The organism is Deltaproteobacteria bacterium, from assembly GCA_016874735.1.
In the GTDB taxonomy this organism is placed as follows: domain Bacteria; phylum Bdellovibrionota_B; class Oligoflexia; order Oligoflexales; family CAIYRB01; genus CAIYRB01.
This window is the reverse complement of the sequence record VGTI01000028.1, coordinates 1-20,580: the sequence shown is the minus strand read 5'-3', so window position 1 is coordinate 20,580 and position 20,580 is coordinate 1. Positions and strand designations below refer to the sequence as shown.

Sequence of the window (20,580 nt, the reverse complement as noted above, 5' to 3'; positions counted from 1 at the left end):
GTTGCAAGAACTTATAAGATCGGGGATAGAGCACGGCGTCCATCACCACCCCCGCCGCAAGCCGTTGCGGCTGAAACGTTTGAGCAAGTTGAGACAGACATGATTGGGAACAGTCAGGCCATCCGTGACCTTAGGTGCCTAGTCGCCAAACTAGGAACAGTCGATTCCACCGTGCTCATTCTCGGCGAATCCGGCACTGGCAAAGAATTAGTGGCGCGCGCGATTCACGCGGCCCCGTCGCGTGGTGACCGCCCCTTTATGGCCATCAACTGCGGTGCCATACCGGAGCAGCTCTTAGAGTCTGAACTATTCGGCCACCGACGCGGCAGCTTCACCGATGCCAAGAGCGATCGGAAAGGTATCTTCGAGGCGTGCAGCGACGGCACTCTGCTTCTTGATGAGATAGGCGATATGCCGCTCACCTTGCAAACCAAATTGCTGCGCGTCTTACAAGAGCGGCAAATCACGCCAATCGGAGCCACTGCACCCATGCCTATTGCCACACGTGTGATAGCTGCAACGCATCGTGACATCGCCTCTGAAGCAAAAATGCGACGCTTCCGAGAGGATCTTTACTACAGGCTGTCGGTGGTTGTGGTGAGATTACCGCCGTTACGCGAGCGTCGCGATGATATCCCTTTACTGACCGAGCACTTTCTTCAGCAATTTAATCGGCGCTTTGACCGGCGGATGAGATCACCGGATCACGCGACGATGACACAATTAATCCATTATGACTGGCCTGGAAATGTGCGCGAGCTGCAGAACATGATCGAGCGAGCTGTGGTCCTGGCGAGTGATGACGAGCTGAGAATTGACACCATGTTTTCTCGTAGCGACGCGATCCATGTGATGAAATCCGCAGAGCGCGCGGAACCCACAGATCTCTCGCAGTTGCCGCCAGCACTCTTGGCGCTGCCGCTGTCAGAGGCCAAGCAACAATTTGAGCGCAGCTACATCAGACAATTACTGCAACGCAGTCGCGGTAACATCTCAGAAGCTGCACGTATCTCTGGACGCTACCGCGCTGACATCTACCGTCTCATGAACCGGTATAATCTGGCATGTGATTTGCTTAAGACATCACGTTCCGCGGAAAAATGACGGTTTCCGCGTTAAAGTGGGCGGCGTATTCAACCTACGCCGCCCACGGCGCGTTTTAGCGCCGATTGACGCAACTAAGTACAAATTGACGTGGTATGAAAGTTGCACATTGCTTCCTGACCCCGCTCCATAAGCTGACAACTAGGAACACCAAAAGCAGGAGGCTCGCGATGTACTGGTTAGAAGACCACGCCACGACGATTATGGAAATAACTCCGCCACCGAAGGCTGTCTTTCATCATAAAGGGATCCTTCTCATCGATGACGACCCCTGGTTTCGTGCCGTCTTTCGCGTGGTATGTGAGGCGCGCGGCCTGCCGATCACTACCTTTGCCTCACTTGCCGACATGCCGTCGGTAGCTGCTCTAAAAGATTATGATTTGGTGATCGTCGATTATTATCTCGAATCCTTCACAGGCACCGAGATCGCTGAATACGTCGATGCCTTCTTCAGCCAAGTACCGGTCGTCATCGTCAGTGGCAGCCAAATTCCCTCAGCCGTGGATTGCGGGTGGCCTGCGAGTATCCGTGGGTTCATTACCAAAACCAACGGCGCCCACACGATTCTCGACTATGCGCTACAAGTGATCTCACCAGACGGGAACGCGACGAACCGTATCGCTAATGTGAATTAAGAAAGATGCCACGAGGGCTTCCGCTGACTGGACAAACGTGATGCAAAGGAGGATTGCCATGACTAAGGTACGTGAGGAACCCGGGCCAACTACTGATAAACTCATAGTTTTTGATGACGATCCGTACTTTGGCGCCCTGATTTCGGCTACAGCGCGGCAGTTTAATTTTTCAGCCCACTATTTCCAGTCTCTATATGCCATGGGATCATTTGCGCGGATTCGTAATTACGACATCGCCATTATTGACGTTTTTATGGACTCCATCCGCGGCGACGAACTGGCGACTTACATTGACATGTTTTGCGCCGATATACCCGTGATCCTAGTGAGTGGGGAAAGGTTCGATCATCAAGATCGACGCACCGTTTGGCCACCATCAGTGCGCGCCTTCATACCCAAAGCAGCGGGAGCACACCAGATCCTGGGAGCCGCAAAAGCAACATTAAATCGCGATCGGATGCTCCGGCGCCTTGCTGCTGGTGAGCCCTATGTGAATCACCTGGGCATTACTGATCTAGGCCAATTAGCGCCCGCTGGCATAGTGTAGCAATTTGCTCCACTAGTAGCATTTGGTGTGTGGTTTTTGCTTCAGTCTGAAGCGCAGATTCAAGTTGCTGCGCTACCTCACTGATCTCAGGAAAGCCGTAGCCTCCAGCCGTGCCCTTCAGGTCATGACACACGCGCGCTGCTTGTGCATGATCTCCGCGCTCTACGGCAGACCTTATTTTATCGACATATCCCGTCAAATTACGCACAAATTCAGGCAAAATCTCAGCGATCACCTCGTCCGTTGCAAAGATAGATTTCATGGGCTGCAACTTGTCATGGGTAATATTCATGATGAAAACCTCACATAGGACATCGGGTCTGCATGACGTCTGGCATGGCTATGCACTATTGGCATTTTGTTTGCAATGCGCTCCATGCTGACTCGGTCACACTTATCACTTGAGGTTGATTATGCAACAAGTTTGGAAGACGCAGGCGCGCAGCGGTATCTTACCCGTCCTCTCAGTCGTCCCAGTCCTCTTCGCCATGAGTTGTCAGACTGTACCGATCGAAGAACTACCACCACACGCAGACCCCTCGGCCGAGATCAGTAAAGTCGAGGATGGCCTCTCGCGCGCTGCCGAACATCAGGGTGACGTTCTTGCTCCAAGCTACTTCAAATCAACCAAAGAATATCTGCACACGGCGAAAGTCGAACGCGACAAGAATGCGGCGAACAAAAAAATATTACATGAAGTTGCTAAAGCTAAGGCCTACCTAACGCGCACCGAAGCGACGATAAAAATGGCCGAAGATGTGATACCTGGAGTGATCGAGGCGCGACAAGCGGCTCTCGATGCTCATGCTCTTGACTACGACCGCAAAGGGCTGGAGAAAGCTGATGATCGCCTGAAGAAAATCACAGAAGACTTAGAGGAAAACGATAAATCGCCTGCTATAAAGAAACGGGCCGCCTTGCAGCAAGACTATGCCGCTGTCGAGTTAAAAGCGATGCAGCTTGGCACGACTGGTCCGGCCGAACACCTGCGTGATCAGGCTCTACGTGAGGGCGCGAAGACACACGCACCACGTACACTGACCCAGCTGGAACAAAAAATCAAAGAGGCATCAAGTCATGTCGCTATCAATCTACGAAGTAAACTGACGCTACGAAAGTTGAGCGAATCGTTAGCCGCTGACGGCAAAAGACTGCTGAAAATCACCCGTGACTCCAAAGCCCTCAATGCCGCAGACGGCGAAGCCATCGTCCTAGAACGCGAATCGAGCGCAGAAAAACTTGCGGCCGAGAGTGCTCAAGTCAAAGCCAAAGACAAAGAACTAGCTAAAACAACAGAAGAGCTTGAGGCTACCGAGCAACGCGAGGCGGAGCTAGCTGCGACTAAGAGCTTCCAAGACAAAATCAAGGAAGCGCAGCGTGAGTTCTCATCGGCAGAGGTCCAGTTAGTGCAGCAGGGTCGCACGGTAACCATGCGTCTTATCGATCTCAGGTTTCTGCCCGGACAGTCATCTCTAAATTCAAATCGCTTTGGTCTCCTGAACCGTGTCCGCACGGTGATCGACACCTTTGCTCCGGCCGAGGTTGTGATCCAAGGTCATACTGATGCCACGGGCGATAGCGCTAGCAATCAAGCCGTGTCTCTGGCCCGTGCTGAAGCCGTGCGTGACTTTCTCGAGTCCGCTAAGGCTAAGGACCCTGCAAAGCACCTCACCATGCGTGCCGAGGGTCTAGGTGATCAGTATCCAGTCGCCTCAAACAAAACTGTATCCGGACGCGCCCAGAACCGACGCGTCGATATCGTGATAGTCCCCCAGGTTCCTCCCCCATTGGCCCACTAAGCCTCCCCGGCACAGTCAGCCACTTGACGCGCGAGAGTCAGCGTCAAGTGGCTGATTCGTTTTTTAACGTCCTGTGCATAGCAGTGAGCAGAGGATATGCGCGCTCATCATGGGCAAGTCCGGCCAAAAAATCGGTCTCCGTCGGGCGCCCCAAGCGCCGATCACGCGCCATGGAGTTTTCATTGGCCGCCGTCGCTTCTATGAGCTTGAGCAGTGCGTGATATACATCCTCGCGGGCCAAGGGCCACGCACCCCATAATTGGCCACCCAGCAGCCAAGTTTCGTGAAAAACAGCAACCAGTGACGGCAAGTCAGCCAGCAAATCTCCATTGTGCGCCAATTGCCGGGTCGCCGTCATTGAATTGATCACGGTGTTGAAGAGCCACTTACGCCTGTGGAGCCAGGCGATTTGGCTATGCCACTTAAATTGGCGCGGAGCACGCGCAAAAATCATCGCCTCCACAGGAGTTAGTGCGCTCTTGCTCGGTGCGGATTGGTGCGATGGACCGACAGCAAACTCCCCCGTACGCGAGCGCCAGGCGTAATGACGCGGTGCTGTTACACTAATACCAAACGTGCAGTAACCAAGGCGCCAAACTAGGTCAGGTCTCCGCTCGATCTCCAAACTCAGTGCCTCGTAAATGGCACCGTTGCCGAGCGGCCACACGGCAGCACCAGCCGGTAGCGCACGGCATTCCCGTAATGCTTGCGCCACATCAAAAGCCTTCACGGTGACCACAGCCAGTGACGCCGTCGCCACATCGGCAGCGGTGGCCGCAGGTACGTGCCCCTGCCATGTAGCATCATCCGTACCGTATCCCTGCACGACTGCGTCCACGGCCACCGGACCAGATCGCCCGATAAAGCGCGGTGCTAAACCTAAACCGGCAAGTAAACTAGCCACGCCCGTGCCGACAGCGCCGTCACCGATGATGATAATTCTGGGGTCCGTAGGTGGTGGCATTGAGCTTGGCTGAGCCATGGGTGCGTCCTCATTTAAGCTGAGTCATCTAAGCAACTTAACAATTTCTAGTGCTTTTGCCATTAAAGTTGAATGGATGTGGTGCCGATGGTGGGCCGAGGGAGGAGCCTATGACTAGCCCAAGAGAAACCGCGCGGCCTTTTAGTGAGACTGTAGTCATAACTGACGACCAAACTTGGATATGGCAGCTCATTTCCGGGCTCCTGAGCCGCACGGGAGCAGCTCACGTGAGGCTGCCATCGACGGTCCCAATGCGGCAGAGTTGGGAGCGGCTTAAGATTGCACCGCATTTCATTCTACACTGGGAATGCCAGGGCCGCTCCGCTAGCGCTCTGGTTGAGGAAATTCTCAACATCAACCCATCATTTGACGTCGCAGGCCGCATCGTAGTCGTGACGACGAACCCAACTCACGAAGATGTGGTAACCATCGCCGAACTGGGTATCACACGCATCGTCCGCTTGACGACACGAGAGCAGGATATGGCGCGCGCTGTGAGCGAGCTACAAAATCATATCAGTGCCAAGCACAGCTTGAGTCCTACCGAACTACGCTGGCGTAAACTGATCAGAACAGCGACGATGCTGTCGGAGGCATCGCCGGCGGAATGCCGGGATCATGTGGCACGTGAGCTACGCGATCTCGGTGGTGCCGACAAAAGTGCTCGCTACCACGATGTCGAGGCTTTCCTCCACATGGCATGCGGCAGGGACCGCGAGGCCATTGCCTCTTGGCACCTCGCGCTCGATAAGAACCCTAAGTACCATCATGCCTACTTTAGTCTCGCCACTTTCTTCCGCCGTCGCGGACGACTTGATGAGGCCATAGCGATCCTACAAAAACTTCAGGCCATCTCGCGTCAGAGCACGGCGCGACTTGTCGCCATGGCCGAGATTCATGTGGCCAGGAAAGAGCTCGCCTTAGCCGAGTCACTGTACCGTGGCGCCCTCGATCGGGATCCCATGTGCAGTCCGGCGCTCAGTGGACTAGCGGAGCTAAGATTTCATGCTGGCGATCTCGAGCTGGCACGGTTTCTCTTGTCCAAGTCACAATCAGTGCAGAAAACCGCCGCCAATCTAAACGAACTCGGGATTACCATGGTCCGGGAGGGCCATTATCAGGAGGCACTTGAGCACTACACTAGGGCGCAGTATGTGTTACCACAGCAAGACAAGAGTGCACTTCTCTACTACAATATTGGGCTATGCTATGCGCGCTGGGGACGACCACAAATAGCCTGTGAGTTCCTGAAGATTGCACTGATTAAAGAGCCACTGTTTAAAAAAGCGCAGCGACTCCTGGCACGCCTTGAGACTGCGCTCAAAGTCACACCAAGAGTTGCGTAGGGCTTAGCACCGGAGACTGGTTTTAGATTACGGTCTTGACGATGGATTTTTCGTCAGTCTGGTAGGTGTTTGGCAACTTCTTCGATTCGCGGACCAAATAAGTCTGCTGATTGCGCAGATACTGGACGATGTTGTGGCTGTGCGGGTCGGTTTTTAGGCGATCAATCTCGACTTGAATGTCGTTAATACGCTCGGTGTTATCTTCTTTTTGGTAGATCTGATCGAGGATTTCGTTGAACTTCAGTTTGTCCGGCTCAGAGAGACCCGACGTGTTTGTGTAGCGATGGTACTTATTGACGGCCATCGGCTCGGTACTAACGACGACGTTGCCGTCATCTTTTTTCTCTACCACCACGCCTGGCTCCGTGTAGATACCAGACTTCGGAACTAAATCACCAATGTGTGCCATATGCGTGCCCTCCTTGGTTAACGTACGTTGATCTCGTCGAGCTTAAACTCACGAGGTTTGATGTTGTATGTGTTCATTAGATGCATCATCTCGGACCGTAGGTAGCGCGATAGATCGCGATTGCGCGGATCTTGGTCGAGCTCCGTAAGCTTGGTCTGCATGGCCGCGATCCGCTCCGCTGGCTCCTTGGTTTCGCCCTTGATGCGGTCGAGGATCTCGTTGAGGGTAGCGCGCGTATCAGCACTCATGCCGTTGATGTAACCGTGGCGAAAAGCCTGTTGTACAGCCTTCTGGTCCTTCTCAAGGATGAGTTCTCCCGAGCTCGGCAGACGGTCTTTGACGACCGCCGGTTGCCCGGAGCGCAGGAATACAGCATCGCCAATGCGGATGCTCATACAAACCTCGATGGGTGGGGATAGGCTGAACGTGCGGACGGAAGGCTACTTGGTTATTCTATCAACCTCGCGCATTGCGCACAACCGCCTGAAATTAGGCATTTTTTTACATCCGAGTAGGCAAAATCAGCAGTCTGGCCACTTTTTTGCGCAGGTTCCGGACTCAAGTTTTTTCGAAATTAGGCCGAAATAGGGTATGTAGCGGGGAGGTTGCATGTAAATTCCGCAGCCCACAAGGGATGTTACGAGGATTTTATGGGTACGGTCATAAACTTCACAATCTACCGAAAGAAAGCCCGAAAGCAGTACATGGCCAAATACGGCAGACGGATCGAACGGCTCGTCCAGAATTTCATCCGCCACAATGTCGAGTGCGACTTTCAGCAGCTAGCTGAAGAGTACCAGGCCGGCCAGCAGGATGGGGACATGGTGTCCTGGGATTACGTTCAGTTCCGTGACATCGTGGCCGAAGCACTAGACCAGGTTTACGGAGCCGCTCTCTACGAGCAGCTGAAAACACAACCGTGGTTTGATGGCACTATGATCCACAAGGACGAACTCATCGACATGTGTCTGACGACATTCATCCTCGGGAGCTGCCATAGCGCTGCCAAGACTTGAATTAGGCCCAAGCGGGTGCCGCAGCGACTCCGGTCAGGACCCAGTCATACTCCAACGCCTCAGGTCGGCTTCAGATCAGCCTCAATTCAGCCTTCGGGCTTAAGTTTAGCCCGGGTCACTTCGCCCAACTCAGCAGGAATATGAGCCGTGATGAGACCCTCAGCGATTTCACGCAGAGCGGTGACGGCTAGTTTATTTTTGGATTTAATGAGAGGCTCCTCACCGCTCATCAGCTGCCGCGTGCGCGTTGCCGCAACGGTAACGAGAGCAAAGCGGTTTTCCAGCACGTCCAAACAATCTTCGATGGATACCCTAGCCATAAGTGTGTGCCTCAATCCTGCAGTGATAGCTAACGGTTGGCTCAAAAGCTGGAAGCGTGTAGGATGCCGCCATGCTATGATCAGCCCTCGGAGCCAAGACATTAATTGGATTTGATCGAAGTTTCAAGTCCATATCTGGAGCACTGTCCCATGCTGCTGCCGTGGAGCAAGAAGCCACTGATACTAGGTCTAGGCCTAGCCCTGACGCTGGGCTGCGGCCGTTCCCGCCGTGAGATCGACACGACCATGCCACCCACCGTGGCAACACCAGTGCTATCGCTAGCACCCCCACTCAGTTTTGAAATCGCTGATCCCGAATGCCAAAACGGGTCTGGACTAGCGACCCTGACCGCGACCGAAGTCCGCAGTTGGCAGGGGCAGGTTCCCGTAGCCACAACGGTCAGTCTGACTAAAACCATCAGCACCGACACTTTGGGCGATGAGGCGATCGGCCTTACGACTTACGGTGACGGTTATCAGCGTAGCTGCGATTTTCGTCGTGGTCGCGGCCTACGCTGCCAGGACGCAAGTGGACGTGAGCTCATGTGGCGCGAAACCTCCAGTGGCAAGAGTCTGAAAATTTGCCGCGACGCATACGCTTATCCCCGCCTCTCCCATGAGGCGGTGGCGCTGACTAGCCTGTACCATCTCCAGACGGCACGAAGTCTCTACGCCGCTGTTTCTGGCCCCGACAGCCCCCTGCCAGCACCGCTGCGCCTCTCTGTGTTACCCACTTTTGCCACCGACCTGGCGCACTACCCTATCAAGTCTGACGACGGGACGCGCGAGGGCCTGGTGCGTACGTTCGTTACCGATAATCTCGCCTACTTCCCCGATGCGCAGATGCTGGCCGTGTTTCCGATCCGAGAGAGCGAGGCAAATCTCTTGCGAGGCTATTACTGGGAATCGGCCTTTGTCCTCGCTCACGAGTATGCCCACCATATCGATCTGACGCGGCACGCGAGTGCCATGGCGGCGCTCGGTCTGCGCTGGAACCCCATGCTGCACAGCTATGTTACGGACCGCACCTCGGCTCGTCTGACGACGACGGCGACGACGACCAGGCAGCCGGCGCGTTTGGCCGGCGCCATGGCGGAGGCCTTTGCAGATCTCATCGGTTTTTACACGGCTGGTGCGAGAGAGGATGCCGTGAGCGGGCTGCCTTACATAGGTCGCGACCGCGTTGTCACCCAGGATCAGTTTCGCGGTGGTAGCCCCAAGACACTGACACCGGAGCGTCTCGATACGCTGCTTGGTGGCGGCAAGCTGGGCGACGACTTGATCGACTTCGGCGACATTCACGCTGGGGGAGCCGTGCTCGCTCATGCTTTAGACCAGATTTTTTTGCAGCTCACCGGCACAAGCTCCGCCTCAAGATCACCGGAGGAGATCAAGCAGCACTACCAATTAGCCTTGCGGTTTATGGATACCTATACCGCACTGGCTACCGCATCGCGCAGCGCTGATCGTGAGCTTAGCCCTGGTGAATTATTGGCGCCGCTCGGTCTGGCTATCACACAAATTGGTAACGATTATCTAAGCTCCGAGACTGGCCAGGCCACCGCTGATCCTGCTAAGGTGAAGAAAGTTATCTGTGAAATAATGAAAGACCGCGTTCCGGCGCTGACGACACCGCCTTTTGCCGAGGATAATCGTTGCTGATGAAGCCTAGACGTCTGCTCCCGTTTGCAACCGCTGCCCAGATCCTAACTGCCTCGTTGCTGGTGAACACGATCGGCCCAACGCCATGGGTGCAGGCAGCGCCGCAGCAAGCCTCGGGACCGAGGAAAAAAGGCGGCACACCGCCATTCAACTTGCGTGCCGTGCTAGAGACCGCCAATCGCTACTACGAAATGGGGCGTCTCAACGACGCCCTGGTCGGCTACAGCGCCATCCTTCAGCGCTATCCCGCTCATACAGCAGCAATCGTGCAATCGGCCAAGATCTACTACCGCATGGATCGCTACAGCGAAGCTGCCCAACTCTTTAGTCGCATCACCGTCAACGAACTTGACCCCGAAACCAGTTACGAATACGGCTGGTCACACTTTAACCTACGTAATTACGATGCGGCTTTGCGCGGATTTCAACGCGTCCCACTAGGTCACTCGTTATCAGATTTAGCGAATTATTACGGCGGCATATCAGCTATTAAGTTGCGTCGCTTTGACGTTGCTGAGGACATGCTGGAAAAGGCCCTCGTCCTGCCGGATAAATTGGCGAAAAGCCGCGGCCTTTACCTCAAACACGTGCAGGCTCTCCGTCTCATGCACCAACAGCATGAATTAGCGCGTGAACGCGAACTCGAGCGCGAAACCTTGGCCATGGCAGTGCCCAAGCGTAAACCCAAAACTGAGAACGAACTAGTGCCCATCGCTGATGCTGCAGCGCAGGCGCCAGCCCAGGCGTCAGCGCAACTGGCCGGAGCAACGACCACGCAAGGGTTCAAATCAGTAGAGCACACTGCCACCATGAGCTACCTAGCTGAGCAACAGGTTACTAACTATCATGGTCGCGACCGGAGTAAGTTCGACGCTAAGGTGGCGACGTTTGACGTGATCACAGGACCACAGGCCGTCTTACCTTTCTGGCGGCAAAGCAAAGATCGAGCAGCGAGTGTGGGCCTGCAAATTGACCTCGGACTGGAGAGCCGCGTTCAGGACGGCAAGGAGCAGACGCTCTGGGCTGGGGTGAGTGACCACATGCTGGCACGGCAGCTCAACCAACGCCTGGGGAATAACGCTGATCTTTACGCCCACGCAGCCGGGGACGCCTGGCTCGAAGTCCCCGTGGGTGCCATGAGTTGGTTTGACATAGGTGTCGATGCCGATAGCTTATTCGGTGATTTTCAACGCCTTAAGAGTTTAGGCTACCGACGGGGCTACGGTGACTGGCGTTGTCGCTGCGGCTTTGGCGATTGGGGGATTTCAGCGGTCTACCGCGACATTGTCGATAGCCTCAACCAGCCTATAGTACAGGGCGGTGGCGGTAGTTTGTTTCTCAAGTCCGAGGTAGCCTCCAAATTGGAGCTCGGCGTCGATCTGAGTTATCAGAGCCTGGCCTATGTCGATCAGGGCGAAGCGCTCGACGGTCCGGACAGTCTAGCGACCGTAAAGTTTAGCGCCGTGCAGGGCCTACCGCTCAATCTTAAAATCACGGCTACGGCTGCCTACCAGCAGCAGTCCAACTACCAGTTGCACAACATCGGCAACTTCGCGCAGCTCAGTGCCGACGGTAGTAACATCTTCGGTCGCGCTAGTATTGAGGGGTCGCCTCTGCGGTTCTTGAATCTGGGCGCCGCGGCGCTGGTCAATGCTACGACCTGGCAACTGAAGGACGAGACTACCAAAGAGGCTTTCGAGCCTTTAGTGCCGAGCTACACGCAGGAACTAAATCTGTGGGCGGGCATTAACCTGCTCTTTTGACGGTAGGCTGAGATGTCTGGTCTTTTAAACGCGCACCACCGGTGGGAGTAGACGCTATGCCTGATCGCGAATGGTTACAGCATTTGGCCACGGCGCGTCTAGTTGACGGTAGCCTCCAGCCTAGCGATGAAGAGGCACTCAGGGCAACGGTATATAATCGCATCGGTCATGCCACCGAGGATCTCAAAGCGCTCGCAGAGGACTATGCCGCCGCCCTCACCGAGATCAGTCAGGCACGTATCAACGTGCGGGTGCTCGACGTCGCGGCTGGCGAGCGCGGTGAGCCAGGACCTGGATTTATGATGCTGCTGGGGCGGCATCAGCTATGCGTCAGGCGTCGCAACTACACGCTCACGGGCGAGATCAGCACGGTGCAGGACTTTCAGCGGCAAATTCTTGGGACTGCGGTTTTTGAGCCCAAGACCGATAGTTTTGGCTCGCTTCTTTGGCAGTCGGATAACGCCTTGCTAATGAGCAGCGACCTGATTATTAAAAGATTATTCGAGCAGCTAATGAGAGCGGCAAGGATCACTAATAGCAGTGAGGGCTAGACCAATGCGCGTAAAGTTCAACGAATCTGATCGTAACATAGTACTAGAGCACATCAAGGCAGCTCTTGGTCAACGCAAGCTCGCTGACCTGCTTGATTTTAGTGTCTCACCTGGCAGTCTCATCGTAAAAATTTCAAAACTCGGCACCTCAGAGCTCTCGTTCACGGAAAAACCTGTGGCGAGTGGGCTTGAGTACACCCTGACTGGCGAGAAGATCGCCCTGGCTCATCGTGCTTTCAAGGGCGAAGTCACGGAAAAGATCATCAAAATTGTCGAAAAAGCTGGTGGCACAGTAGTCGCATGAACCAAGCTGCACTAGACATCGTCGGGGATTTTTTATGGGACAGTGAGTTTGCACGCACTGTCGATGATCTGACGACGAGTCAGTGCGGCATACCAGCGCGTGTGCTTATGGAGCTAGCCGGCCGCGCCGTTGCCGACGCCGTACGCGACTTGAGTGAGGACGACGATGAGGATGACGGCGCCAGTGCAACGCCGATCATCGTGCTTGCTGGTCCCGGTAATAATGGTGCGGACGCTATCGTCGCCGCACGATGGCTGCACGCTGCGGGCAGACAGGTTCATACCTATTTGGTCGTAGATTCAGAGGCTACGAAGCGCGCCCCACTGCTTGACGACCAACTGCGCACGGCGCGCGCCTCGGGACTGGTGATTGATCATTACAAGCGTGGCGCTCTTGGTCGCTTTAAAAAAGCTGAGCCGGTCATTATCGACGGTGTCTTCGGTATCGGCCTGACCCGGCCCGTGGGTCACGACTCGTTGGCTGCGTCTGCACTTAAAGAGGCGGCTAATATTGCTGATACCACCGTGGTGGCGATTGATATTCCGAGCGGCCTCGATGCCAACAGCGGTCATAGTGAGACCGCGCTGCTTCCTGCAGATCTGACGATCACCTTTGGCGGCAAGAAATTGGCGCACGTCCTAGCACCAGCTCGCGATCTGGCGGGCGAGGTGGTGGTGGTTGACATCGGATTCCCGGCGCGCGTGGTTAATCAAGTGCAGGCCAGTAAGCCTAGTCGGTTTGTGGTCCCTGACGGCAGGGAGCTCCTCCTTGACGATCCGTGGTCCAAGCTCAAACGTAGCGCGCACAAATATGACCGCGGCCATGTCCTGGTGATCGGTGGTAGCGCTGGCAAGACGGGTGCACCCTTACTTGCGGCGATGAGTGCGCTGAGATCCGGTGCTGGGTGGGTCAGCGTCAGTATGCCGGATTCCGCTATGGCAACGTTACGTGGGGACGTCCCACGCGAGCTCGTATTCGAGCAACTGTTTCGCGGCGACGAACTAAACTCACTTGCTTTAGCAAAGTTTATTGCTGAGCGTAAAGTGCGCGCTGTCGTCATCGGACCCGGCATGATGCAGAACCCTTTGACGCCGGCCGTTATGACCGAGCTTGCAGCCTTTAGCGCGGAAACAGGCTGCATGATGGTGCTCGATGCAGGGGCGACACACGGCACCCTGCCTATGCTTCGCGACGGCGGCTTGGTGGCCAAACATTGGCTACTCACGCCGCATCCAGGCGAATGGCAGCGCCTAGCTGCGCCACCGCCACCGCCACCATTATCCCGACGTGATCTAGAGGCCGCGCAACAGGTGGCCTGCGAACTCGGTGTGACCCTACTCTACAAACACGCGACACCAGTGGTTGTGACGGGTGACCAGGAGCTACCGGCCTTTGTCTTGACGGATGGCACTCAGGCTCTGGCGCGGGCTGGGTCTGGGGATCTACTCGCCGGAGCCGCTGCGGCCCACGGCGCCCTGGGCCTCAGCGCTACACTGTCAGTGCTCCGGGCGCAAACCGTCATCGCCTGGGCTGCACGCCTAGCAGAAAAAAGGCGCGGCCCCCACGGCGTGCTCGCGCAGGATATCCTGGCCTGCATGGGCCAGGTGACCGACGTTGCCGCCGAGGCCGAGTAGTCAACTCAGGATCCTGTGGCGTCCTTAATAATGCGGCATCGCTGGATCGATACTGGTGGCCCATTGATCGACGCCACCGGCCAGGCTGACGGCCGAGGCCACGCCTTGTTCCCGCAGGTACATAGCCGCGCTAAATGACCGCACCCCGTGGTGACAAATGGTCACGACGCGCAGCGCCGCCTTAAGCGTGGGGAGTAGCGTCGCAAAATTCTCCTCGACGAGCAAGATACTGCCCGGAATATGGCAGATGTCGTACTCCCAGCGCTGCCGCACATCGACCAAAATGGGACGAGCCGGATCGTCACCCACATGGGTATCTAGAGCCGTCTTAAGCTGCGCCGCGGTCCACTCGATATCTTGCATCATAGCCACGATGCCCTCCAAGCGCTTGATGACATAATTGACGTCCAGGCCCACCTCGCGGGCTAGTGCGCGCACGGTCTCGGGGTGCGCCTTGGGTCCGCCCACCCAAGCTGGGGGCAGATTAAAGATCTCGTCGAGCACCATGGCGAGGTGCGGCATGTTGAGGTCGGCGATGACGGTATCTTGATCAATCATACAAAAGTCCGTAAAGATCCAAGTCACACCTAACATGATTGGGTGCGTGGGACCAACTACCAAGTCCAACTATAAAGTGGAGACACCGATGAAGATGCCCGGAGCCAGCATTCTACCCTACGGTGGCAAACAACCTAAATTGGCCGCCGACGTCTTTGTCGCCAGCGGTGCCCACTTGATCGGCGACCTTGAGATTGGCGCCGGTAGTAGCATTTGGTTCAACACTGTGGTGCGAGGCGACGTCCATTACATCAGGATCGGCGAGCGCACCAATATTCAAGACAACTCAACCGTTCATGTCACGGGTAACAAATTACCCTGCATTATCGGCAGTGACATCACCGTGGGTCACAACGTTCTGCTGCATGCCTGCACGGTTGAGGATTTGTGCCTGATCGGCATGGGCGCCATTGTTCTCGACGGCGCAGTCATCAGTCGCGAATCGTTAGTCGGCGCTGGTGCCGTAGTGACACCGGGCAAGACTTTTCCGCCGCGGTCGCTGATCATCGGCTCGCCAGCGCGCGTTGTCCGCAGCCTGACAGAGGCCGAAGTCCAGGGACTCCGGGACTCGGCCCACGCCTATGTGCAGACGGCTCTGTCCTACGCGCGTTGACGAGCGTCGTTGTCTTAGCTTGCGCTCTCCTTCAGAGAGTTGGTGATAAGGGTCTGGTTACGCTCGATGCGGCTTTCTAGTTCTTTGATCGTCACTTCGATCGCCGCCAACTCGCCGGTTAGCTGCTTCACTGTTGCTTCGACCTGCTTACTCGTATTGGCGTTGGAGATACCCGATCCAATCGCCGCACCACCAGCACCAACTGCGGCTACAGCCGGGATAATAGCTGCACCGATACCACCCGTGAGGATACCAGCCGTAATCGCCAGCGCTGTCAGTAGACCTGCAGCGACACCTTGCCCTACGGCGGCACCGCTGTCGTTAGTGATACCCTTGCCTTGTGCATCGGCAATCTTGACCTGCAGCTTTGCTCTGTTCTCGAGCGCTGTGGCTTTGAGCGCGGTGTCGGCGATCACAGCTTGTTGAATCTGTTCAATCTGCCGCGCCTTAGTGAGGGCTGCGCCGTTGGGGGTGGTCCCCTTCTTCTTCTGACCTGTGATTTCATCGATGTCGTCTTCATCATCGCCGGTGGCGCCTTCTTGGGAAAACCCAGCGCGCGACTTAGGTGATTTTATTTGCTCCGAGCTACCGCAAGCAGTCAACCCGAGAGATCCCGCTAAAACTGATGCGATTAGTTTTTCGGTGGTCAAATTTTCTCTATGATTGAAACGCATGATACTTTCCTCTTAGGGCAATCCTCTTAGGGCAATCCTCTTAGGGCAATCCGTTGTCCTAGGTGTGTCACTGGCTTACTCAGTGCCTAGGTTCCTCAGGTCGTTGATCTGCCGCCGCATCGAGGCAGCCTGAGCCTTGAGGTTTTTCACCTTGGCCTGACAGGTCGCCATGTCAGCAGCCTCAAGGCCGTTGAGTTGATTGACACCGGCCTTGATAGCGGCCTTATTGATCTCAGCATCGACACCTTGACCGACCGTTTCGCCTAGCGTGCCACCAATGCTGCCGAGAGCTGAGCCCCAATTGCCGCTCATGCTCCCCTGGAAGATACCGACGCCTAGCTGGCCAATGCCGGCCACCGCTTGCCCAGCGCCCGTGGCCGAGCTATTTGGTAGAATTAGTTTTTGAGTCTCTCTGTCGAGCATTTTCGTCGACATACCAAAACACTGCCGATCGTATGTATCGGCGAGACTGTTGAGCTTCGATGCCTGCTCCAGCAGGTAGTACACCTGTCCTTGCCGGATCTCACCTGGGGTCTTGTCCTCGCCGTTATCGATAAATGCTGCAAACGGATCGTTAGGATCTAGTTCGCCACTTGTTTTACTGGCATTTTTATCGACCTCGGCTTTACCCCCACCTTTTGCGGCTTTGCCACTAGGGGGAGGCGTTGACGACGCACCGTCGCAGGCGGTTGTCACGAGCGCGATCAGACTGATACCAAGGATGGCTGTGCGCATCTTCATATTAAACCCCCATATTTATGAGTGAAACGTACTCTTCATTCTTGGCGGCGATTTGCGCCTCAAGATTGGCGATCTCAACTTCCCACTGCTGCATCATCTCCTCGACGGTACCGGTGATGCGTTTGATCGTTTTTTCGTTTTCCGACTTCGTGATACCGACAGAAACAGCGTCACCGATAGATTGAAAACCCTTGGTAAAGCCCTCCATTCCAGAAGAATCGATCCCACCCAAGGTTGATCCATCGGCCTTACCAGTGCCACCGACCCCAGCGCTACGCGCTGCTGCGGTGCCAGTACCCTGGTCTATCGCAGTGCCTCCAGAGCCGCCACCGATGCCACCTAAGGCTAACCCTAGGCCACCGAAGAGAAACGAGGTACCAGCAGAGGCCAAAGCGCCTTGCACTGTCTTATCAGACATGGTGGGAAGCCCCAGCCCGAGGGTTGAGTATTTCTTCCCACGCAGGGTGTTTAATCTGTTTATGGCCGTGTCGCGCTCGTCCTCGAGTAACTGGATCTCTTCGCCGAGGGTTTCCTTACGGTTTGACCTGATTTGAGCAGCCGTAGGATTTTTGTCCTTAGGTTTTGCTCCAGCCTCATCAACTTTCAGCCCGCTGCCACCCGAGTCTTTTTCCTTCTTGATCACTGGGGGCTGTGCAGTCTCAGAACTGCCACAAGCGCTAACTGTCATCACCAATGCCAGAAAACCGGCATGAAAAACGCCCGACATAATGATGCCTCCAAACTACGGCGGACTAAAAGTCACTAAAAGTTAGCTTGCTTATCGGCTCGAGGACGTCAAAACTTGAGCTTTTTTGTAAGATTTCTGAATTTAGCAAAACATTTAACGATTTAGGATCGGCCTGAAATTGGTGATTTTCAAGCCTGGCACGAGTCGGTTGCGTCGAAATCGAAATAATTCCATTCCGGCTAAAGTTTTCACCCCAAAATGCCGATAAGCGCGCAAATTTTTAGCGGCCTGTCAGAGTGTGACGTTACTTAGTGGAGATCACCTTGATTCGCGTTTTACTGACTACAGTGAGCATTACAGCAAGCCTAGCGTTTGCCTGCTCTAATCCAAGTTTTACCAGCTCGGCTATCGACTACTCGCATTTAGACAAGTACTCGACCGATGTGTACGACGAGGTCGTCAAACAAATAAACGACAAAGAATACTTGGCCAAGATCAGTGCGGGGATGCAAGTGTCTCCCGGTAAATATCATGAAGTAATCTTGGGTAACTTAATCGACGGCGAATATAGTCTGGGTGGTTTCGTCTTCACTAAGGTGCTGACACAGGCAAAGCACGCACGTGATCTCACGGCAAACTTAAAGCAGTTTGCTAAGACCTATCCAAAGATGAAGGACCTATTTAAGAAATATCAGCTACAAGATACCCCTAACCTAAAGGCTGAAGACGTGCGGCTCTACTTCCGCTTTGGAGCTGATTTTTTTGCCAACGGTGGCTTTGCCGGAGACTCCAAAGGCTTGATGCGCAAATACTCAGAATCTGAGGTCATTCGTGTGATCCGCACGGGGATCTTTATCACCCAGCTCCCAAGCATTGGTGACCGCGCCGGTGGACGCAGTTTCGCACTGTACGGTAGGGGGCCCCGTCAGAACGGCTCGGGAGCTCCGGCCGCTGCCGCCACTAATATTGCCGGCAAGCACTTTTCTGCCACCAGATATAATGCCGCGAATCGCAACGAAAACGGCTGCAATATGTACAAGGATCCACGCGTTCCCTTACCGGAGGATTGCGTCTCGCCCGCCGAAGATTCCACACTTTGGGGCGAGGGCTGCCAAGACAATCCTAACGGCGATCCCATATGTGGAGAGCGTAATTGTGGACGCAAGATCAAAATCAGCGTTAATCGCAATGGCAAGCAAATTACCAAAAGTGGCACCATCTGTGGCTACTGCCCTAAACGCCATCGCGAGAATCAGCAGTACCAATCTTGCGCCAACGGTGACAACCTCGATATGTCGGAAAAACTATATTCAGACCTAGGCTACGACGGTAGCAACCAACGGCAATCTGGCTCCAATTTGGGCGACACGATGACCGTGCAGTGGAACGATGATAAATGACACCAGGTGTCAGATTTTTAGACAGACGCCTAGGATCGTAACGGTGTCAGCCACTGCCACATAAAAGATAAGTATATAAAATATTTGGCCACTAGCCGCCTCGGTGCGGCTGGCCTCAAAGTTGCTCCAGGCTAGCGTAAGCGCCCCTGTCGGGTGCCCGTCTGATCCTGCTCGCTGCTGCTGTTACCGCTGCCCCCCGCTGCCCCCGCTGTTCTGGAGTTGTGCTGTGTCTAGTCTGAATACCCGCGTTAGTGCCTGTTGGCGTCATCTCTTCAGTAACTATAAGCTGATTCTAGCTGCGATCGGTATCGTTGCCATCGTCACTCATGCTCATAGGCAGTTGGAAGCGGAGCAGGTTTTTGCCAAAGATGTGGCCGAAAGTGTCGTTGTTGCACCCGAGGGAGCCCCGCCGATAACTCAAGAGAGTATCGATCTGGCGATGCAAATCTACGGCATTAATTTGCCAAGCGGCACGGAGCCGCCCATGCTAGACCTAAACATGCAAGACCGCGGCTTAACAACGCGCTCACCGATACTAGACAAAGCGCGTGTGACCATTGGTCCCGCAGCCTTTAGTAGCTGGGCACTGCTGGGCTCAACCTTAGCGCATGAAATTGAAGTGCATTGTCAGCAAAACTTTTTCGCCATTTATGTGATGGACCTGATCGGTCTGGACGGCACCGGTGCTGCAGAGCGGCAGGCCTACATCCACGAGCTTTCGCATGCGCAGCGATTTGGCACCTTGGACGACGACGCCAAGATGATTGCCGATACCGTCGCCTTTTACTATCCCGAGGCCGAAGCAAAGATCAACGTCTCGCTCGCAGCACCTGTTAAGTCGTGGGTGGGGCGCGCTTTTCTTGCTGCTGCCCTAGTGTCAAACACAAACTGATCTACTTGCATGTTGACGTTTCAAGATCAGATGTCCGACCATGTCGTTTCCAATTAGGCTAAGAAAATGCCAGTCTCCGCGAGTTAACACTTGGAGGGGACATCGTGCATTGCCCAAACTGCAATTCTTCAGCGATCGTTAAATTCGGCTTTTACAAGTCACGCGGCGCAGACGAGAAGAAAATCCAGAGATATCGGTGCAAAGGCTGCAAAAGAACTCTGTCCGATCAGACCGATGCGCTCACCTTTGGCGAGCACAAACCCCTCGCAACGCAAAGCGTTATGCAGCTTCTGATGTGTGGCGTGTCACAGCGACGCTGCGCTAAAGTTTTAAAACTCCATCCGATCACGGTAGCTAGAAAGCTTTGCCGCCTGGGCATGCGCGCCATACAGCACAACCTGGCAGCTAGACCGCTTGCGCAAACGACTACCGTTTTGTTCGATGAAATGGAAACCTTCGAACACAGTAAGTGCAAGCCTGTGTCGATCCCCATCGCCGTGGAAGATGGGACAAGGAAGATCTTGGCCATCGATGCAGTGTCGATGCCTGCTAAGGGCAAACTCGCAAAAATCGCCAAAAGAAGATACGGACGCCGCGCTAATCATCGACGGCGGGGACTTTTAGATTTATTGGCACGAGTTCGCGAGGTTGCACCAGCGCTGACGCGCCTGAAGTCGGATAAATGTCCCCAATATCCCAGACTAGTTACCAAGGTATTTAACAGCGCCGTGGCTCACGAGACCCATAAAGGCCGCCGTGGCTGCGTGGTCGGACAGGGGGAGCTCAAGCGCGGTGGCTTTGATCCCTTGTTCTCGTTGAACCATACTTGCGCCATGATTCGGGACAACATTAAGCGCATGAGTCGCCGTACTTGGACCACTACTAAGCGTATCGACAGGCTCAAATACCTGCTATCCATCTATGCTTGGATCCACAATCAGC

24 protein-coding genes are annotated in these 20,580 nt (G+C 55.0%); 15 read left to right on the top strand and 9 right to left on the bottom strand.

Features of this window, described 5'->3' with window-relative positions:
- The first annotated feature begins 99 nt into the window (after positions 1-99).
- The 3 genes from FJ146_11895 (at position 100) to FJ146_11885 (ending at position 2,286) form a co-directional block, all read left to right on the top strand.
- On the top strand, positions 100-1,104 hold the full coding sequence (locus FJ146_11895) for a sigma-54-dependent Fis family transcriptional regulator (protein ID MBM4252666.1): 1,005 nt from the start codon (positions 100-102) through the stop codon (positions 1,102-1,104).
- Positions 1,105-1,199: 95 nt separating this feature from the next.
- A complete protein-coding gene (locus FJ146_11890; GenBank protein ID MBM4252665.1) occupies positions 1,200-1,739 on the top strand; it encodes a response regulator in 540 nt (179 codons plus the stop codon).
- A 40-nt stretch (positions 1,740-1,779) separates the two neighbouring features.
- Positions 1,780-2,286 carry a response regulator gene (locus FJ146_11885; GenBank protein MBM4252664.1) on the top strand — a complete coding sequence of 169 codons (507 nt, stop codon included), beginning with the start codon at positions 1,780-1,782 and terminating at the stop codon, positions 2,284-2,286.
- On the opposite strand, the gene FJ146_11880 is transcribed toward FJ146_11885, so the two are convergent.
- A complete protein-coding gene (locus FJ146_11880) occupies positions 2,246-2,578 on the bottom strand; it encodes an Hpt domain-containing protein (GenBank protein MBM4252663.1) in 333 nt (110 codons plus the stop codon). The genes FJ146_11885 and FJ146_11880 overlap by 41 nt on opposite strands.
- Before the next feature lie 121 nt (positions 2,579-2,699).
- Here FJ146_11880 and FJ146_11875 point away from each other — a divergent pair, with 121 nt between their 5' ends.
- Entirely contained in the window at positions 2,700-4,085 is a 1,386-nt protein-coding gene (locus FJ146_11875) for a hypothetical protein (protein MBM4252662.1), read from the top strand.
- Between the two features lie 43 nt (positions 4,086-4,128).
- On the opposite strand, the gene FJ146_11870 is transcribed toward FJ146_11875, so the two are convergent.
- On the bottom strand, positions 4,129-5,067 hold the full coding sequence (locus FJ146_11870; protein ID MBM4252661.1) for a hypothetical protein: 939 nt from the start codon (positions 5,065-5,067) through the stop codon (positions 4,129-4,131).
- 110 nt (positions 5,068-5,177) lie between these two features.
- On the opposite strand from FJ146_11870, the gene FJ146_11865 reads away from it, so the two are divergent.
- On the top strand, positions 5,178-6,413 hold the full coding sequence (locus FJ146_11865) for a tetratricopeptide repeat protein (GenBank protein ID MBM4252660.1): 1,236 nt from the start codon (positions 5,178-5,180) through the stop codon (positions 6,411-6,413).
- 22 nt (positions 6,414-6,435) lie between these two features.
- On the opposite strand, the gene FJ146_11860 is transcribed toward FJ146_11865, so the two are convergent.
- Positions 6,436-6,822, bottom strand: a complete 387-nt coding sequence (locus FJ146_11860; protein MBM4252659.1) for a hypothetical protein — start codon at positions 6,820-6,822, stop codon at positions 6,436-6,438.
- Between the two features lie 17 nt (positions 6,823-6,839).
- A complete protein-coding gene (locus FJ146_11855) occupies positions 6,840-7,217 on the bottom strand; it encodes a hypothetical protein (GenBank protein MBM4252658.1) in 378 nt (125 codons plus the stop codon).
- Between the two features lie 255 nt (positions 7,218-7,472).
- On the opposite strand from FJ146_11855, the gene FJ146_11850 reads away from it, so the two are divergent.
- Positions 7,473-7,838: a hypothetical protein gene (locus FJ146_11850; protein ID MBM4252657.1), complete on the top strand. Its 366-nt coding sequence runs from the start codon at positions 7,473-7,475 to the stop codon at positions 7,836-7,838.
- 86 nt (positions 7,839-7,924) lie between these two features.
- On the opposite strand, the gene FJ146_11845 is transcribed toward FJ146_11850, so the two are convergent.
- A complete protein-coding gene (locus FJ146_11845; GenBank protein ID MBM4252656.1) occupies positions 7,925-8,158 on the bottom strand; it encodes a DNA-directed RNA polymerase subunit omega in 234 nt (77 codons plus the stop codon).
- Positions 8,159-8,308: 150 nt separating this feature from the next.
- Between FJ146_11845 and FJ146_11840 the strand changes: the two genes are divergently transcribed.
- From FJ146_11840 to FJ146_11820, 5 genes are read left to right on the top strand one after another with little or no spacing between them, the layout of a single operon-like run.
- On the top strand, positions 8,309-9,820 hold the full coding sequence (locus tag FJ146_11840) for a hypothetical protein (GenBank protein ID MBM4252655.1): 1,512 nt from the start codon (positions 8,309-8,311) through the stop codon (positions 9,818-9,820).
- Entirely contained in the window at positions 9,820-11,583 is a 1,764-nt protein-coding gene (locus FJ146_11835; GenBank protein ID MBM4252654.1) for a tetratricopeptide repeat protein, read from the top strand. The genes FJ146_11840 and FJ146_11835 overlap by 1 nt, the downstream gene beginning before the upstream one ends.
- A 56-nt stretch (positions 11,584-11,639) precedes the next feature.
- The gene (locus tag FJ146_11830) at positions 11,640-12,134 is read left to right on the top strand and encodes a hypothetical protein (GenBank protein MBM4252653.1); all 495 of its coding nucleotides are present in this window, start codon (positions 11,640-11,642) and stop codon (positions 12,132-12,134) included.
- A gap of 4 nt (positions 12,135-12,138) precedes the next feature.
- The gene (locus tag FJ146_11825) at positions 12,139-12,438 is read left to right on the top strand and encodes a hypothetical protein (protein MBM4252652.1); all 300 of its coding nucleotides are present in this window, start codon (positions 12,139-12,141) and stop codon (positions 12,436-12,438) included.
- Entirely contained in the window at positions 12,435-14,072 is a 1,638-nt protein-coding gene (locus FJ146_11820) for an NAD(P)H-hydrate dehydratase (protein ID MBM4252651.1), read from the top strand. The genes FJ146_11825 and FJ146_11820 overlap by 4 nt, the downstream gene beginning before the upstream one ends.
- Before the next feature lie 24 nt (positions 14,073-14,096).
- Here the strand turns inward: FJ146_11820 and FJ146_11815 are convergent, their stop codons facing one another.
- The gene (locus FJ146_11815; protein ID MBM4252650.1) at positions 14,097-14,666 is read right to left on the bottom strand and encodes a hypothetical protein; all 570 of its coding nucleotides are present in this window, start codon (positions 14,664-14,666) and stop codon (positions 14,097-14,099) included.
- 58 nt (positions 14,667-14,724) lie between these two features.
- On the opposite strand from FJ146_11815, the gene FJ146_11810 reads away from it, so the two are divergent.
- Entirely contained in the window at positions 14,725-15,243 is a 519-nt protein-coding gene (locus tag FJ146_11810; GenBank protein ID MBM4252649.1) for a gamma carbonic anhydrase family protein, read from the top strand.
- Positions 15,244-15,257: 14 nt separating this feature from the next.
- Here FJ146_11810 and FJ146_11805 read toward each other — a convergent pair whose 3' ends face one another.
- The 3 genes from FJ146_11805 to FJ146_11795 all read right to left on the bottom strand — a co-directional run bounded on the left by FJ146_11805 (position 15,258) and on the right by FJ146_11795 (position 17,385).
- Positions 15,258-15,917, bottom strand: coding sequence for a hypothetical protein (locus FJ146_11805; GenBank protein MBM4252648.1), 660 nt, complete (start codon positions 15,915-15,917; stop codon positions 15,258-15,260).
- 75 nt (positions 15,918-15,992) lie between these two features.
- Positions 15,993-16,658 carry a hypothetical protein gene (locus tag FJ146_11800; GenBank protein ID MBM4252647.1) on the bottom strand — a complete coding sequence of 222 codons (666 nt, stop codon included), beginning with the start codon at positions 16,656-16,658 and terminating at the stop codon, positions 15,993-15,995.
- Position 16,659: 1 nt separating this feature from the next.
- The gene (locus FJ146_11795) at positions 16,660-17,385 is read right to left on the bottom strand and encodes a hypothetical protein (GenBank protein MBM4252646.1); all 726 of its coding nucleotides are present in this window, start codon (positions 17,383-17,385) and stop codon (positions 16,660-16,662) included.
- A 284-nt stretch (positions 17,386-17,669) separates the two neighbouring features.
- Between FJ146_11795 and FJ146_11790 the strand changes: the two genes are divergently transcribed.
- The 3 genes from FJ146_11790 to FJ146_11780 form a co-directional block, all read left to right on the top strand.
- Positions 17,670-18,746 (top strand): hypothetical protein, encoded by a 1,077-nt coding sequence (locus FJ146_11790; protein ID MBM4252645.1) that lies wholly within the window; start codon positions 17,670-17,672, stop codon positions 18,744-18,746.
- A gap of 226 nt (positions 18,747-18,972) precedes the next feature.
- Entirely contained in the window at positions 18,973-19,638 is a 666-nt protein-coding gene (locus FJ146_11785) for a hypothetical protein (GenBank protein MBM4252644.1), read from the top strand.
- 104 nt (positions 19,639-19,742) lie between these two features.
- On the top strand, positions 19,743-20,580 hold an 838-nt coding region (locus tag FJ146_11780; protein ID MBM4252643.1), incomplete at its 3' end, for an IS1 family transposase.

What these genes read in the sequence shown, in the direction of transcription:
- FJ146_11895 (MBM4252666.1), top strand. Translation starts at nt 100, where the DNA reads ATGATTGGGAACAGTCAGGCCATCCGTGACCTTAGGTGCCTAGTCGCC.
- FJ146_11890 (MBM4252665.1), top strand. Translation starts at nt 1,200, where the DNA reads ATGAAAGTTGCACATTGCTTCCTGACCCCGCTCCATAAGCTGACAACT.
- FJ146_11885 (MBM4252664.1), top strand. Translation starts at nt 1,780, where the DNA reads ATGCAAAGGAGGATTGCCATGACTAAGGTACGTGAGGAACCCGGGCCA.
- FJ146_11880 (MBM4252663.1), bottom strand. Translation starts at nt 2,578, where the DNA reads ATGAATATTACCCATGACAAGTTGCAGCCCATGAAATCTATCTTTGCA.
- FJ146_11875 (MBM4252662.1), top strand. Translation starts at nt 2,700, where the DNA reads ATGCAACAAGTTTGGAAGACGCAGGCGCGCAGCGGTATCTTACCCGTC.
- FJ146_11870 (MBM4252661.1), bottom strand. Translation starts at nt 5,067, where the DNA reads ATGGCTCAGCCAAGCTCAATGCCACCACCTACGGACCCCAGAATTATC.
- FJ146_11865 (MBM4252660.1), top strand. Translation starts at nt 5,178, where the DNA reads ATGACTAGCCCAAGAGAAACCGCGCGGCCTTTTAGTGAGACTGTAGTC.
- FJ146_11860 (MBM4252659.1), bottom strand. Translation starts at nt 6,822, where the DNA reads ATGGCACACATTGGTGATTTAGTTCCGAAGTCTGGTATCTACACGGAG.
- FJ146_11855 (MBM4252658.1), bottom strand. Translation starts at nt 7,217, where the DNA reads ATGAGCATCCGCATTGGCGATGCTGTATTCCTGCGCTCCGGGCAACCG.
- FJ146_11850 (MBM4252657.1), top strand. Translation starts at nt 7,473, where the DNA reads ATGGGTACGGTCATAAACTTCACAATCTACCGAAAGAAAGCCCGAAAG.
- FJ146_11845 (MBM4252656.1), bottom strand. Translation starts at nt 8,158, where the DNA reads ATGGCTAGGGTATCCATCGAAGATTGTTTGGACGTGCTGGAAAACCGC.
- FJ146_11840 (MBM4252655.1), top strand. Translation starts at nt 8,309, where the DNA reads ATGCTGCTGCCGTGGAGCAAGAAGCCACTGATACTAGGTCTAGGCCTA.
- FJ146_11835 (MBM4252654.1), top strand. Translation starts at nt 9,820, where the DNA reads ATGAAGCCTAGACGTCTGCTCCCGTTTGCAACCGCTGCCCAGATCCTA.
- FJ146_11830 (MBM4252653.1), top strand. Translation starts at nt 11,640, where the DNA reads ATGCCTGATCGCGAATGGTTACAGCATTTGGCCACGGCGCGTCTAGTT.
- FJ146_11825 (MBM4252652.1), top strand. Translation starts at nt 12,139, where the DNA reads ATGCGCGTAAAGTTCAACGAATCTGATCGTAACATAGTACTAGAGCAC.
- FJ146_11820 (MBM4252651.1), top strand. Translation starts at nt 12,435, where the DNA reads ATGAACCAAGCTGCACTAGACATCGTCGGGGATTTTTTATGGGACAGT.
- FJ146_11815 (MBM4252650.1), bottom strand. Translation starts at nt 14,666, where the DNA reads ATGTTAGGTGTGACTTGGATCTTTACGGACTTTTGTATGATTGATCAA.
- FJ146_11810 (MBM4252649.1), top strand. Translation starts at nt 14,725, where the DNA reads ATGCCCGGAGCCAGCATTCTACCCTACGGTGGCAAACAACCTAAATTG.
- FJ146_11805 (MBM4252648.1), bottom strand. Translation starts at nt 15,917, where the DNA reads ATGCGTTTCAATCATAGAGAAAATTTGACCACCGAAAAACTAATCGCA.
- FJ146_11800 (MBM4252647.1), bottom strand. Translation starts at nt 16,658, where the DNA reads ATGAAGATGCGCACAGCCATCCTTGGTATCAGTCTGATCGCGCTCGTG.
- FJ146_11795 (MBM4252646.1), bottom strand. Translation starts at nt 17,385, where the DNA reads ATGTCGGGCGTTTTTCATGCCGGTTTTCTGGCATTGGTGATGACAGTT.